The following is a 13,694-nucleotide window of genomic DNA, read 5'->3' as shown; positions in this document are numbered from 1 at the left end:
CCGCGGCTGCGCCACACCGGGGCCGGGGGCGGGGGCGGCCGGGGCCGCAGTGCCCGCCCCGAGGTCCGACCGGTGGGCCGGGCCCGCCGGTACGGGCTCCCACCTGAGGCTTGCCGGGGTGGCCGGGTTCGCCGGTGGGGGTGCTGCGGGGGCCTGCGGCCCGGGGGTGGTGAGGTCTGGCGGGTCTGTCTGGGGTTCCGCCGTTACGGGCTCCGGCCCGAGGCTTGCCGGGGTGGCCGGGTTCGCCGGTGGGGGTGCTGCGGGGGCCTGCGGCCCGGGGGTGGTGAGGTCTGGCGGGCCTGTCCGGGGTTCCGCCGGTGCGGGCCGGGGCGGGGCCCCCGGGGCCCGGTCGGCGTCGGGGGCCCCGACGGCCTGCCCGGGCTCCGGGCTCCGGTTGCGGGCGGCGCCGGTCGGGGAGGGGCCGGGGTATGCGGGGTCGGGCGGTGGGGTCATCGGGCGGCCTCGTATTCCGGGGTGAGGAGGTCCGCGATGTCCAGGACGTGATAGCCCCGCATCGACGGCAGGCAGCTGCCGCGTACCGGGCCGATCGCCGTGCCCCAGGCGGTGGGGATCGCCGAGGCGCCCGACGTCGCGCCGGCCAGGGCGCCCGCCACCGCGGCCGTGGTGTCGGCGTCGCGGCCCATGTTCACGGCGGTGAGGACGGAGGCGGCGAAGTCGCCGCCGGACGCGGCGAACGCGCCGAAGGCGAGGCCCACCGCCTCCGGCGCCAGGTCCGTCCAGGGGTAGCCGCCGATGACCACCGCCGAGCGCACGGCCCGCTCCCCGCGCGGGGCCGCGGTGACCGCCCGGCGCAGGGAGCGGGCCGTCCAGGAGTCCGACGGGATGACCGAGAGGGCGGCGGAGACGACGGAGGCCGGGCTGCCGCCCGCCATGGCCGCGGCCACGCCCGCCGCGACCGCCTGGCCGCCGTAGATGCCCTCGCCCTCGTGGCTGACCGTGCCGTCGATGGCGACCAGCCGCGCCGCCTCGGCGGGCCGCCCCGCCGCGAACACCCCGAACGGCGCGGCCCGCATGGCCAGCCCGTCCGACCACGCGTGCCGGTGTTGGGCCGAGATGGGCGCCGCCAGGCCCCGGCGGAGGTTCTCCAGCGTGCCGCGCTCCGAGAACCCCGCCCCGCGGAACGGGCCTTCGTCGAGGTCCGCGATCCAGTGGTGCCACGCCCGCTCGACGTGGGAGACGGTGAGCGCCGAGCCGTGGCGGGCCAGGAGCAGCCCCGAGAAGATCGCGTACTCGGTGTCGTCCGTGCCCGCGGGGTCCTCCGTCACGAAGCCCTCGATGCGGCCCCATTTCGCCCGGATCTCCGACGGCTTCATGTTCTCCGCGGGGGCGCCGAGCGCGTCGCCCACCGCGAGTCCCAGAAGCGCGCCCCTGGCCCGTTCGAGGAGGACCTGCGGATTGCATGCAATCTGCTTCACCGGCTCCATGGCGCGCCTTCCCACGTGGATGGTGCTCATCATGAGCCCTTGGGGGATTTGTGCCATGTCATGTGGTTTGTCGCGCGCCGCGAAACACCCCGGGAACATCGGCGTCACCCGGTCGCCGACCCGCAAAACCGCAGGTAAGTACGGCCTTCCTTGCTGGCGGGCCAGGAAAATCGTGCGTAGTTTCGAGGCGTTCAGGGGGAGCGGGACGTGTCGCAGCGTCCGTTCGCACCCATGGGGAGACAAGGGGAGGCGACACGCATGTCCATCATCGACATCGATGCACCGCTGCACACCGCGCACCGCGACAACCACACCCACCGCGACGTCAACGGTGGATGGCTGCGGCCGGCCGTCTTCGGCGCGATGGACGGGCTCGTCTCCAACCTCGCCCTCATGACCGGCGTGGCCGGCGGAGCCGTCGCCCCGCAGATCGTCGTGATCACCGGCCTCGCCGGCCTCGCCGCCGGAGCCTTCTCGATGGCCGCCGGCGAGTACACCTCCGTGGCCTCGCAGCGCGAGCTGGTCCTCGCCGAGCTCGACGTCGAACGGCAGCAGCTGCGCAAGCACCCCGTCGACGAGATGGAGGAGCTGGCCGAGCTCTACGTCTCCCGCGGCGTCGAGCCGGCGCTCGCCCGCGAGGTCGCCATGCAGCTGTCCCGGGACCCCGAGCAGGCGCTGGAGATCCACGCCCGCGAGGAGCTCGGCATCGACCCCGACGACCTGCCGTCGCCGCTCGTCGCCGCCGTCTCCTCCTTCGGGTCCTTCGCGCTGGGCGCCCTGCTCCCCGTACTGCCCTACCTGCTCGGCGCCACGGCCCTGTGGCCCGCGGTGCTGCTCGCGCTGGCCGGGCTCTTCGCCTGCGGCGCGGTCGTCGCCCGGGTCACCGCCCGGTCCTGGTGGTACAGCGGCCTGCGCCAGCTGCTGCTCGGCGGCGCGGCCGCCGGTGTGACGTACGTCCTGGGGACCTGGATCGGCGGAGCCATAGGCTGACCGGCCTGAGAGTGAGACACTATGCAGGACGCAACATAATTAGTCCGTTACCCGGCGGTTTCGATCCTGTGTCCGCCGGGCATCACTCCAGGACTCCGGGTGGGCAACGATGCCCGCCCTGTACCGGGACCTTCGCCCCACGCGATACGCCGCGACAGCCGGGACACCTCGCGATACCCCCGCGACACCCCGCGATCCGCCCGTAGAGCGCCGTGAAAGTCCCCTCTTTCTGCCTCGCGCAGTGTCCGCATGCTGGAATGGCATATCCGCTTCTCGGGATAGTCGTCATCATGTAATCTGCACGAAATTTCGCAGAGGGCCAACGTCGTCCCTCGGCTATGCACATATGCCACGACGACGACGGGAGAGCCGATGCGTTCCGCATCCACGCACTCCGCGACCGGCCTGAACACCGCCTGGTCGCCCATGGACGGTCGCCCCGCCCAGCAGGGCATGTACGACCCGCGCAACGAGAAGGACGCCTGCGGCGTCGGATTCGTGGCGAACCTCACCGGCGAGGCCACCCACACCCTCGTTGAGCAGGCCCTGACCGTCCTGCGGAACCTCGAGCACCGTGGCGCCACCGGCTCCGAGCCGGACTCCGGCGACGGCGCGGGAATCCTGTCCCAGGTGCCGGACGCCTTCCTGCGCGAGGTCGCCGGATTCGAGCTCCCCGAGGCCGGCGCCTACGCCGTCGGCATCGCCTTCCTCCCCGCCGACGGCACCGCACAGGCCGTCGCCGCGGAGCGGATCGAGGCCATCGCCGCCGAGGAGAACCTCACGGTCCTCGGCTGGCGCGAGGTCCCGGTCACCCCCGACCTGCTCGGCAACGGCGCCCGCGCCACCATGCCCGCCTTCCGCCAGCTCTTCGTGGCCAACGGCACGACCGGCATCGAGCTGGACCGCAAGGCGTTCGTGCTGCGCAAGCGCGCCGAGCGCGAGGCCGGCGTGTACTTCCCGTCGCTCTCCGCCCGCACCATCGTCTACAAGGGCATGCTGACCACCGGCCAGCTGGAGCCCTTCTTCCCGGACCTGTCCGACCGCCGCTTCGCCTCGGCGCTCGCCCTGGTCCACTCCCGGTTCTCCACGAACACCTTCCCCTCGTGGCCGCTCGCCCACCCGTACCGCTTCGTCGCGCACAACGGCGAGATCAACACGGTCAAGGGCAACCGCAACTGGATGAAGGCCCGCGAGTCCCAGCTCGCGTCCACCGTCTTCGGCGAGGGCGCGCTCGACCGCATCTTCCCCATCTGCACCCCGGACGCCTCCGACTCGGCCTCCTTCGACGAGGTCCTGGAGCTGCTCCACCTCGGCGGCCGGTCGCTGCCGCACAGCGTGCTGATGATGATCCCGGAGGCGTGGGAGAACCACACCTCCATGGACCCGGCCCGCCGCGCCTTCTACCAGTACCACTCCACGCTGATGGAGCCCTGGGACGGCCCCGCCTGCGTCACCTTCACCGACGGCACCCAGGTCGGCGCGGTCCTCGACCGCAACGGCCTGCGCCCCGGCCGCTACTGGGTCACCGACGACGGCCTCGTCGTCCTCGGCTCCGAGGTCGGCGTCCTCGACATCGACCCGGCCAAGGTCGTCCGCAAGGGCCGCCTCCAGCCCGGCAAGATGTTCCTCGTCGACACCGCCCAGAAGCGGATCGTCGAGGACGACGAGATCAAGAACGAGCTCGCCTCCGCCGCCCCCTACGCCGAATGGCTGGAGACCGGCGAGATCGAGCTGACGGACCTGCCCGAGCGCGAGCACATCGTGCACACGCACGCCTCGGTCACCCGCCGCCAGCAGACCTTCGGCTACACCGAGGAAGAGCTGCGCGTCATCCTCGCGCCGATGGCCCGTACCGCCGGCGAGCCCCTCGGCTCCATGGGCACGGACTCCCCGATCGCGGCCCTGTCCGAGCGGCCCCGGCTGCTCTTCGACTACTTCACCCAGCTGTTCGCGCAGGTCACCAACCCGCCACTGGACGCCATCCGCGAGGAGCTCGTCACCTCGCTGCTGTCCTCGATCGGCCCGCAGTCCAACCTGCTGGAGCCGACCGCGGCATCCTGCCGCAGCGTCACCCTGCCCTTCCCGGTGATCGACAACGACGAGCTGGCCAAGCTCATCCACATCAACGCCGACGGCGACATGCCCGGCATGAAGGCCGCCACGCTCTCCGGCCTCTACCGGGTCTCCGGCGGCGGCGAGGCGCTCGCCGCCCGGATCGAGGAGATCCGCGCCGAGGCCGACGCGGCCATCGCGAGCGGCGCCCGCCTGATCGTCCTCTCGGACCGCCACTCCGACGCCGAGCACGCGCCGATCCCGTCGCTGCTGCTCACCGCCGCCGTGCACCACCACCTCATCGCCACCAAGCAGCGCACCCAGGTGGGCCTGCTGGTCGAGGCCGGCGACGTCCGCGAGGTCCACCACGTCGCCCTGCTCATCGGCTACGGCGCCGCCGCGGTCAACCCGTACCTGGCCATGGAGTCCGTCGAGGACCTGCTGCGCGCCGGTACCTTCCTGTCCGGCCTGGAGCCGGAGCAGGCCATCAAGAACCTGATCTACGCGCTCGGCAAGGGCGTCCTGAAGGTCATGTCCAAGATGGGCATCTCCACCGTCGCCTCCTACCGCGGCGCCCAGGTCTTCGAGGCCGTCGGCCTGAACGCCGAGTTCGTCGAGACCTACTTCAACGGCACCGCCACCAAGATCGGCGGCGCCGGCCTGGACGCCATCGCCAAGGAGGTGGCCGCCCGCCACGCCAAGGCGTACCCGGCCTCCGGCGTCGCCGCCACGCACCGCGCGCTGGAGATCGGCGGCGAGTACCAGTGGCGCCGCGAGGGCGAGCCGCACCTGTTCGACCCGGAGACCGTCTTCCGCCTCCAGCACGCCACCCGCAACCGCCGGTACGACATCTTCCGGCAGTACACGGACCGCGTGAACGAGCAGTCCGAGCGCCTGATGACGCTCCGCGGCCTGTTCGGCTTCAAGTCCGACCGCGCGTCGATCTCGATCGACGAGGTCGAGCCGGTCTCCGAGATCGTCAAGCGCTTCTCCACCGGCGCCATGTCGTACGGCTCCATCTCCAAGGAGGCGCACGAGACCCTCGCCATCGCCATGAACCAGCTGGGCGCCAAGTCCAACACCGGTGAGGGCGGCGAGGACCCGGACCGCCTGTACGACCCGGCGCGCCGCTCCTCCATCAAGCAGGTCGCCTCCGGCCGCTTCGGTGTGACGAGCGAGTACCTGGTCAACGCGGACGACATCCAGATCAAGATGGCGCAGGGCGCCAAGCCCGGCGAGGGCGGCCAGCTGCCCGGCCACAAGGTCTACCCGTGGGTCGCCAAGACCCGGCACTCCACCCCGGGCGTCGGCCTCATCTCCCCGCCGCCGCACCACGACATCTACTCCATCGAGGACCTGGCCCAGCTGATCCACGACCTCAAGAACGCCAACCCGGTCGCCCGCATCCACGTGAAGCTGGTCTCCGAGGTCGGCGTCGGCACGGTCGCCGCGGGTGTCTCCAAGGCCCACGCGGACGTCGTCCTGATCTCCGGGCACGACGGCGGTACGGGTGCCTCCCCGCTCACCTCGCTCAAGCACGCGGGCGGCCCCTGGGAGCTCGGCCTCGCCGAGACCCAGCAGACCCTGCTGCTCAACGGCCTGCGCGACCGCATCGTCGTCCAGACCGACGGCCAGCTCAAGACCGGCCGCGACGTGGTCATCGCCGCGCTGCTCGGCGCCGAGGAGTTCGGTTTCGCGACCGCGCCGCTCGTCGTCTCCGGCTGCGTCATGATGCGCGTCTGCCACCTGGACACCTGCCCGGTCGGCATCGCCACGCAGAACCCGGTCCTGCGGGACCGCTTCTCCGGCAAGCCCGAGTTCGTCGTGAACTTCTTCGAGTTCATCGCGGAGGAGGTGCGCGAGCTCCTCGCCGAGCTGGGCTTCCGTACGATCGAAGAGGCCGTCGGCCACGCCGAGCTCCTCGACACCACCAAGGCCGTCACGCACTGGAAGGCGCAGGGTCTCGACCTGGAGCCGCTCTTCTACGTGCCCGAGCTGCCCGAGGGCGCGGTCCGCCACGCCCTGATCGAGCAGGACCACGGTCTGGAGAAGGCCCTCGACAACGAGCTCATCGAGCTCGCGGCCGACGCGCTGAACGCCGAGTCCGCCGAGGCCGCCCAGCCGGTCCGCGCCCAGGTCGCCATCCGGAACATCAACCGGACCGTCGGCACGATGCTCGGCCACCACGTCACCAAGAGGTTCGGCGGTGCGGGCCTGCCCGACAACACCATCGACCTGACGTTCACCGGCAGCGCCGGCCAGTCCTTCGGCGCCTTCGTCCCCAAGGGAGTCACCCTCCGCCTGGAGGGCGACGCCAACGACTACGTCGGCAAGGGCCTCTCCGGCGGCCGCATCGTGGTCCGCCCGGACCGCGCCGCCGACCACCTCGCCGAGTACTCCACCATCGCCGGCAACACCATCGGCTACGGAGCCACCGGCGGCGAGATGTTCCTGCGCGGCCGCACCGGCGAGCGCTTCTGCGTCCGCAACTCCGGCGCCCTGGTCGTCTCGGAGGGCGTGGGCGACCACGGCTGCGAGTACATGACCGGCGGCACGGCGGTCGTCCTGGGCGAGACGGGCCGCAACTTCGCGGCCGGCATGTCGGGCGGCGTCGCGTACGTCATCGACCTCGACCCGCACAACGTCAACGTCGGCAACGCGGGCGCCGTCGAGGCCCTGTCCGACGCGGACAAGCAGTGGCTGCACGATGTGGTGCGCCGCCACGAGGAGGAGACCGGCTCGACCGTGGCCGCGAAGCTCCTGGCTGACTGGTCCGCCGCGGTGGACCGCTTCAGCAAGATCATCCCGACCACGTACAAGGCAGTGCTCGCCGCCAAGGACGCCGCTGAGCTCGCCGGACTCTCGGAATCCGAGACCACGGAGAAGATGATGGAGGCGGCGACCAATGGCTGACCCGAAGGGCTTCCTCACCACCACGCGCGAGACCGCCTGCTCCCGTCCCGTCGCCGACCGGCTGAAGGACTGGAACGAGGTCTACGTCCCGGGCTCGCTGCTGCCGATCATCAGCAAGCAGGCCGGCCGCTGCATGGACTGCGGCATCCCGTTCTGCCACAACGGCTGCCCGCTCGGGAACCTGATCCCCGAGTGGAACGACTACGCCTACCGTGACGACTGGGCGGCGGCGTCGGAGCGGCTGCACGCGACGAACAACTTCCCGGAGTTCACGGGCCGCCTGTGCCCGGCCCCGTGCGAGTCGGCGTGCGTGCTCGGCATCAACCAGCCGGCCGTCACCATCAAGAACGTCGAGGTCTCGATCATCGACAAGGCGTGGGACAACGGGGACGTCACCCCGCAGGCCCCGGAGCGCCTGTCCGGAAAGACCGTCGCCGTGATCGGCTCGGGCCCGGCCGGCCTGGCCGCCGCCCAGCAGCTGACCCGGGCCGGCCACACCGTGGTCGTGTACGAGCGCGCGGACCGCATCGGCGGCCTGCTCCGCTACGGCATCCCCGAGTTCAAGATGGAGAAGGTGCACATCAACCGCCGCATCGAGCAGATGCGCGCGGAGGGCACCAAGTTCCGCACCGGTGTCGAGGTCGGCCGTGACATCACGGCCACCGACCTGCGCAAGCGGTTCGACGCGGTGGTCGTCGCGGCCGGCGCCACCGTCTCGCGCGACCTGCCGGTCCCGGGCCGCGAGCTGAACGGCATCCACTTCGCCATGGAGTACCTGCCGCTCGCGAACAAGGTGCAGGAAGGCGACTTCATGGCGCCCCCCATCACCGCCGAGGGCAAGCACGTGGTCGTCATCGGCGGCGGCGACACCGGCGCGGACTGCGTGGGCACCGCCCACCGCCAGGGCGCGGCCTCGGTCACGCAGCTGGAGATCATGCCGAAGCCGGGCGAGGAGCGGAACGCCAACCAGCCGTGGCCGACGTTCCCGATGCTCTACAAGGTCACCTCGGCCCACGAGGAGGGCGGCGAGCGGGTCTACTCCGTCTCCACCACCCACTTCGAGGGCGACGAGGACGGCAACGTCAAGGCCCTGCACCTGGTCGAGGTCGAGTTCGTCGACGGCAAGCTCGTCCAGAGGCCCGGCACCGAGCGCGTCCTCCCCGCGCAGCTGGTGACCCTGGCGATGGGCTTCACGGGCACCGACCAGGCGAACGGCCTGGTCCAGCAGTTCGGCGTGCAGCTGGACGCCCGCGGCAACATCGACCGCGACGCCTCTTACGCGACCAACGTCGACGGCGTCTTCGTCGCCGGCGACGCGGGCCGCGGCCAGTCGCTCATCGTCTGGGCCATCGCGGAGGGCCGCTCGGCCGCCCGCGGCGTGGACCGCTTCCTGACCGGCAGCAGCACCCTCCCGTACCCGGTCAAGCCGACGGACCGCTCGCTGACGGTGTAGCACCGTCGTCCCTCCCTCCGGGGAGCCCCCTCATGCGGTCCGTACAACGGCGTACGGAACACCCGGCACAGCGCCCGCCACGTCCCCGACCAGGGGTGGCGGGCGCTGTGGCGTTGAGTAGTCGTATCAATGCGTTCCGCTGAACCGCCGGTGCGGCCGGGCCTACGCTTGTCGCGGAGCGAGGGCACTGCGGAAGCGGGGGAGTTGGCTCATGGCCAAGCCGAATGACGAGGGTGGGGCGCAGACGCCGGAGGAGTTCGCCCGTGAGGAACTGCGGGGGAAGCGCGAGGCGGCGGGGTTGACCCAGGAGGGGCTGGGCGAGCGGATCTTCGCCACGGGGGCGTACGTCGGGATGATGGAGAGCGGGCGGCGTCGGCTGCGCCCGGAGATCGCCAAGCTCATCGACCGGGAGCTGAACACGGGGGACTACTTCTTCCGTCTGGCCAAGGCCTTCAAGTCCAAGCACATCGAGTACTTTGCCGCCGTGGCCGAGTTGGAAGGCCTTGCGACGGCCACCTACGAGTACGCCTGCATGCTGGTTCCCGGGCTGCTCCAGACGGAGGACTATGCCCGGGCGGTGATCCGGGCGGCCAGCCCGACCGCCCTGGCCGAGCGCGTTGAGGCACTGGTCGCGGCACGTATTGAACGCGCACGGCTCCTCGTCGATCCGGAGACCCCCGAGATGTGGGTCGTCCTGCACGAGTCGGTGCTGCGGACGACGGTCGGAGGGCCTGCTGTGATGGCCGCCCAGTTGCGGCACATCGCGTCGTACGTCCGGACTCATCGGATCACCGCGCAGGTGGTGCCGTTCTCGGCCGGTGCCCATGGGGCCCTGAATTCGATGGTGCGCATCATCCAGTTCCCGGATGCGCCCGACGTGGCCTATACGGAGGGCCCCCACGCGGGGCAACTGCTCGACTATCCGGCTCTGGTTCAGCGCTACTGGAGGTCATACGATCTTGCCAGGGCCGCTGCGCTGTCGCCGGAGGTGTCCCTGACCCTGATCGAGTCGGTGGCGGAGGAGTACGCGACATGCGCGCAGACATGAACGGCCTGTCCTGGCGCAAGTCCACCTACAGCAACGGAGAGGGCGGAGACTGCGTCGAGGTGGCCTGCGACCTCCTCCCCGCCGTGGTCCCGGTCCGCGACACCAAGCAGTCCGGCACCGGACCGGTCCTGACCTTTCCGGCCGCTGCATGGTTTTCGTTCATCCAGGGCGTGAAGGCTCAGGCCTGACTTCATGCCGCAACCGCGGGCGACGCGGCGCCGGGATTGCTCCGGCTGGGTGGCTACTCGGGCTGGGTGACCGTGGCGCCCCAGCGGGTGGTCGGGGTCGAGGCGGTCACCCATGCGGTGAACCCGCCGAGGAGGCCAGTGCCGAGGGGGAGCGTGCCCACCGCCTTGCCGCCCCGCCGTGCGAGCAGGCCCGCGCAGGCATCCTGGGCCGGTCCGTACTCCTTGGCAGTGATCGAAGTGCACCTCGATGCGTGCTCCCTGCCCTCTGCCCGCAGGCCTGGGCGAGGGCATGGCCGCTGCTTCGAACCTACGCGCCCGAGGCGGTGACCCCGCCGCCGCCCGGCTCGTCCTCCGGAGCCGAGTCCTCGCGCGGCGGTTCGTCGTCGTTGCCCCGGCGCTGGGTGCGCAGGCCGTGTCCCGGGAGCCAGGCCCGCACCACCAGGTCGTCGCCCTCGACGCCGAAGTGGACGACCTCCGTCAGGTCGGCGTAGAAGAGATGGAAGGGGTGCGGGGTCTCCGTCTCCTCCGCGTACCGGTGGAGTTCGGGCGGGTCCACGAGTTCCACCGCGCACCCGGAGATCCGTACGTCCCCGTCCGGCATCGTCTCGCCCTCGCCCGGATTGGTGTGCAGGGCGAAGCGAGGGTCGCGCTGGAGGTCCTTGGCCTTCATCGAGCCGGCCATCATGCCGAGCCACAGCTCCCCGCCCCGGATGTCGACGTTCAGCCCGGCCACCCGGGGAGAGCCGTCCTTGCGGAGGGTGGCCAGGACGTGGTGGGGGTACTGCGCGAAACGGCCCTGGACGGCCGCCGCGAACTCAGGTTCCGCCTTCTCGAAGACTGCCCAACTGGTGTGCGTCATACGTCCATCAAAGCGCGGGCACCGGCGGGCCGGGGTCAGGCGCGCACGATGCCCGCACCACGTGCCGCCGCCAGCCAGGCGGGGAACTCCCCGACGAGGCGGTCGTACAGTTCGCCGTCGGGTACGGCGCGCGGGTCGAGGCCCGCGTGGAAGTAGCCCGCGTTGTCCACGGGCCGTTTCGCCGGGACCGGCAGCTCGTCCAGCCGGCGCAGGAAGTCGAACTGCGTGCTGCGGGTGTTGCCGAAGCCCACGAACTGCCAGAAGATCGGCAGCCGGGCCGCCTTGCACAGGTACTTCTCGGCGGCGAGCTTGTTGATCGGGCCGCCGTCGGTCTGGAAGACGACGAGGGCGGGGGCCGTCGAGCCCGAGTCGAGGTAGTGGTCGATGACCGCGTCCATCGCCGCGTGGTAGGCGGTCTTGCCCATGTGGCCCAGGCGGGAGGCGATCTCGGTGACCCGGCCCTCGTGCCCGGGCAGGGAGATCTCCTCCACCGCGTCGACCTCGGTGGAGAAGAAGACCACCGGCACGCGGGCGTCGTCGTCCAGATGCGCGGACAGGCCGAGCACTCGGTCGGCGAGGGCCTGCACGCTGCCGTCCTGGTAGTACGGGCGCATCGACCCGGAGTAGTCCAGGACCAGGTAGACCGCCGCGCGTCCGCCCTCCAGGCCGTACTTGCGCAGTGATATCCCGGCGCTCTTGTAGAGGTTCACGAGGGCCGGAGCCGACTCCTCGACCTTGCGGAGGCTGATGGCGCTGCTCGTCATGGGGCGAGGGTACGGGGCCGGCCTCGGGGCCGTGGTCAGTTCGGGCGCTGGGCCTGGGCATCCCTGAGGAGCTCCGAGTACGGCGTCTGGATCAACGAGCCACGCACGAAGGCCAGACCGTATCGGTCGACGGCCTTCCTCTGCTCCTCGGGGTCCTTGAAGTTGAAGACCTTCTTGTCGCCCGGACTCGCGACATCGACGTAGACGACCGGCCGGCGACGGTACAGCCACCAGACCGTCACACGCTCCCGACCGCGCGTCAGATTCAAGAGCTCGCTGCTCTGGGAGATGTTGGACTGATATCTGAAGTACTCCTTGCCGTCCTGCACGGGACTCGGCGGGTCGTCGTCCTTTCCCTCCTCCCTGAGCTTCCCCCGCCACTTGCCGGACCTCTCGTAATCGGAATCCATCCTCATTCTGTCCTGCCTGAACGCGTACGCCTCCACGTGGGCCGCGACCGCTTCGTAGCTGACGCTTTCAGGGTTCTTGATCTCGGCGACCACATCCTCCGAAATTTCCTCCCCCGGACTCAATTCCCGCCCCGGCGGCTTGACCAGCTCACCGGGTTTGAGCAGTTTGTACTTGTCTTTCGGATCGCTCGCGACCCTGACGTGGATCCAGTAGATGCTGCCGACGATGTGGACCGGGACCTCGCCGGAGTTCTTGAGGTGCAGACGGATACGCAGGTACATCTTCGTCCCTGCCTTGTTCAGGCTCGGCGTTCCGATTTCAGCCGTACCCTGCACCAGCGGACGGGACATGGAGGGGAGGTAGATCTGCGTGTAGGCCAAGTTGGTGATGACGAGGACGGTGGAGACCACCGCTCCGATCGCGATGCGGCCAGGATTGCGGAGCGCCTTCCACACCTGCAGGCGCCACAGTATCCACAGAGACCACGAAGCGCAGACCACGAGGCCTATCCACAGCAGCAGGCACGGCATGTAGGACGGCCTGCCGTTGTTTGCGACGAACATCAAGAGCAGCACCGAGCCGACGAAGAATTCGACCAGCGCTCCGAACAGAAGGGCCGGACCCGAGTACGTCATCTTCCGCTTGTGCCAATAGTCGAATCCGGCCGCGAAGGCGACCAATTCCACGACGGCCATGAACAGGAAGAGGACTCCTGTCACCCGGCCCGCGAACGTCAGGGCGTCAAAGGAGTCCTTCACCCCTATCCAGGTGCACAGGCATGCAGCCGCCAGGAAGCCGAGCGCCATGACGGCGCCGGTGATGCGTCGCCCCCAGGTGTGGGCCGGCCACGTGGTGCTGCTGCCACCGCGCCAATCGATTTCGGGCTCAGACGCCACGCCGGCGCGACGCAGGACCTTCATCAGTTCGCGGTGGCTCCACACTCTGCCCTTGCTCTTGCCGTCGATCACGACTTTCCGCAGGCCGTCGTCATCCGGTGGCTCTACGGTCACAGCGGGCTTGATGTCCATGGCGTCAGCCTGCGCTCGCACTCGGGTGCACGCCGCTGGAGCACGTGTCCCAGGAGCGCCTCCCGTGCAATGGAGGGGGCGAAGTCGTCACCCGAATGGAGTAACAGGGTGCGCGCCTGGACGCGCTGCGGGGCGAGGCTGGTGACGACCGTGTCGCTCGTCCTTTCTGGAGGTTCTGATGCGTACACGACTCATCGGGCTCGCCGCCGCCGTTGCATTGGCCGCTCTTGGCGCCATGGCCCCTGCTGTGCAAGCCGTCGCGCCCGCCATCGACGGGCAGACGTGCGTGGACGGCGGCGGGACCGTGGAATACGAGTCCACCAGGGGCTCGTGGATCTGCGTCGACGGAAGCTACGACGGCAAGCCGATCGACTGACCCGGGTCGCGCTCGCCGCTGACGGCTGCCTGTCAGCCGACGCCTCCTGGTCCGGATCTGTCTCCCTGCGCCGCTTCAGGATCTGACGGCAGGGCAACTCGATACAGGCCCTAGGGTCTGTATCGAGTTGCCCCGCGGCGTCGCGACGCCCGGCACGCACCCTCGGC

The 13,694-nt window shown here is 70.4% G+C and carries 10 protein-coding genes; 6 read left to right on the top strand and 4 right to left on the bottom strand.

Annotated features, from left to right (window positions below):
* Positions 1-449: 449 nt before the first annotated feature.
* Positions 450-1,436 carry an ADP-ribosylglycohydrolase family protein gene (locus ACFWFZ_RS17385; RefSeq protein ID WP_387123119.1) on the bottom strand — a complete coding sequence of 329 codons (987 nt, stop codon included), beginning with the start codon at positions 1,434-1,436 and terminating at the stop codon, positions 450-452.
* Positions 1,437-1,703: 267 nt separating this feature from the next.
* Between ACFWFZ_RS17385 and ACFWFZ_RS17380 the strand changes: the two genes are divergently transcribed.
* The 5 genes from ACFWFZ_RS17380 to ACFWFZ_RS17360 all read left to right on the top strand — a co-directional run bounded on the left by ACFWFZ_RS17380 (position 1,704) and on the right by ACFWFZ_RS17360 (position 10,089).
* The gene (locus tag ACFWFZ_RS17380) at positions 1,704-2,435 is read left to right on the top strand and encodes a VIT1/CCC1 transporter family protein (protein WP_387123117.1); all 732 of its coding nucleotides are present in this window, start codon (positions 1,704-1,706) and stop codon (positions 2,433-2,435) included.
* Between the two features lie 426 nt (positions 2,436-2,861).
* Positions 2,862-7,400, top strand: coding sequence for a glutamate synthase large subunit (gltB, locus tag ACFWFZ_RS17375; RefSeq protein WP_387123182.1), 4,539 nt, complete (start codon positions 2,862-2,864; stop codon positions 7,398-7,400).
* Positions 7,393-8,853 (top strand): glutamate synthase subunit beta, encoded by a 1,461-nt coding sequence (locus tag ACFWFZ_RS17370; RefSeq protein WP_387123115.1) that lies wholly within the window; start codon positions 7,393-7,395, stop codon positions 8,851-8,853. Before gltB ends, ACFWFZ_RS17370 begins: the two co-directional genes overlap by 8 nt.
* A gap of 211 nt (positions 8,854-9,064) precedes the next feature.
* Entirely contained in the window at positions 9,065-9,901 is an 837-nt protein-coding gene (locus ACFWFZ_RS17365; RefSeq protein ID WP_387123113.1) for a helix-turn-helix transcriptional regulator, read from the top strand.
* Positions 9,886-10,089 (top strand): DUF397 domain-containing protein, encoded by a 204-nt coding sequence (locus ACFWFZ_RS17360; RefSeq protein ID WP_387123111.1) that lies wholly within the window; start codon positions 9,886-9,888, stop codon positions 10,087-10,089. Before ACFWFZ_RS17365 ends, ACFWFZ_RS17360 begins: the two co-directional genes overlap by 16 nt.
* A gap of 307 nt (positions 10,090-10,396) precedes the next feature.
* On the opposite strand, the gene ACFWFZ_RS17355 is transcribed toward ACFWFZ_RS17360, so the two are convergent.
* The 3 genes from ACFWFZ_RS17355 to ACFWFZ_RS17345 are packed head-to-tail and all read right to left on the bottom strand — an operon-like array spanning position 10,397 to position 13,151.
* The gene (locus ACFWFZ_RS17355) at positions 10,397-10,948 is read right to left on the bottom strand and encodes a pyridoxamine 5'-phosphate oxidase family protein (RefSeq protein ID WP_387123109.1); all 552 of its coding nucleotides are present in this window, start codon (positions 10,946-10,948) and stop codon (positions 10,397-10,399) included.
* A gap of 35 nt (positions 10,949-10,983) precedes the next feature.
* Complete coding sequence (locus ACFWFZ_RS17350; protein WP_030026626.1) at positions 10,984-11,712, bottom strand: VWA domain-containing protein; 729 nt, start codon at positions 11,710-11,712, stop codon at positions 10,984-10,986.
* 35 nt (positions 11,713-11,747) lie between these two features.
* Positions 11,748-13,151, bottom strand: a complete 1,404-nt coding sequence (locus ACFWFZ_RS17345) for a hypothetical protein (RefSeq protein WP_387123107.1) — start codon at positions 13,149-13,151, stop codon at positions 11,748-11,750.
* A 178-nt stretch (positions 13,152-13,329) separates the two neighbouring features.
* Here ACFWFZ_RS17345 and ACFWFZ_RS17340 point away from each other — a divergent pair, with 178 nt between their 5' ends.
* A complete protein-coding gene (locus ACFWFZ_RS17340; RefSeq protein ID WP_387123105.1) occupies positions 13,330-13,527 on the top strand; it encodes a hypothetical protein in 198 nt (65 codons plus the stop codon).
* Positions 13,528-13,694 lie beyond the last annotated feature (167 nt).

Origin of the sequence: Streptomyces sp. NPDC060232 (assembly GCF_042726555.1) — a bacterium.
Taxonomy (GTDB): domain Bacteria; phylum Actinomycetota; class Actinomycetes; order Streptomycetales; family Streptomycetaceae; genus Streptomyces.
The sequence above is the reverse complement of the archived record's forward strand: the minus strand, read 5'-3'. Positions and strand labels throughout refer to the sequence as shown.

What these genes read in the sequence shown, in the direction of transcription:
- ACFWFZ_RS17380 (WP_387123117.1), top strand. Translation starts at nt 1,704, where the DNA reads ATGTCCATCATCGACATCGATGCACCGCTGCACACCGCGCACCGCGAC.
- gltB (WP_387123182.1), top strand. Translation starts at nt 2,862, where the DNA reads ATGGACGGTCGCCCCGCCCAGCAGGGCATGTACGACCCGCGCAACGAG.
- ACFWFZ_RS17370 (WP_387123115.1), top strand. Translation starts at nt 7,393, where the DNA reads ATGGCTGACCCGAAGGGCTTCCTCACCACCACGCGCGAGACCGCCTGC.
- ACFWFZ_RS17365 (WP_387123113.1), top strand. Translation starts at nt 9,065, where the DNA reads ATGGCCAAGCCGAATGACGAGGGTGGGGCGCAGACGCCGGAGGAGTTC.
- ACFWFZ_RS17360 (WP_387123111.1), top strand. Translation starts at nt 9,886, where the DNA reads ATGCGCGCAGACATGAACGGCCTGTCCTGGCGCAAGTCCACCTACAGC.
- ACFWFZ_RS17355 (WP_387123109.1), bottom strand. Translation starts at nt 10,948, where the DNA reads ATGACGCACACCAGTTGGGCAGTCTTCGAGAAGGCGGAACCTGAGTTC.
- ACFWFZ_RS17350 (WP_030026626.1), bottom strand. Translation starts at nt 11,712, where the DNA reads ATGACGAGCAGCGCCATCAGCCTCCGCAAGGTCGAGGAGTCGGCTCCG.
- ACFWFZ_RS17345 (WP_387123107.1), bottom strand. Translation starts at nt 13,151, where the DNA reads ATGGACATCAAGCCCGCTGTGACCGTAGAGCCACCGGATGACGACGGC.
- ACFWFZ_RS17340 (WP_387123105.1), top strand. Translation starts at nt 13,330, where the DNA reads ATGCGTACACGACTCATCGGGCTCGCCGCCGCCGTTGCATTGGCCGCT.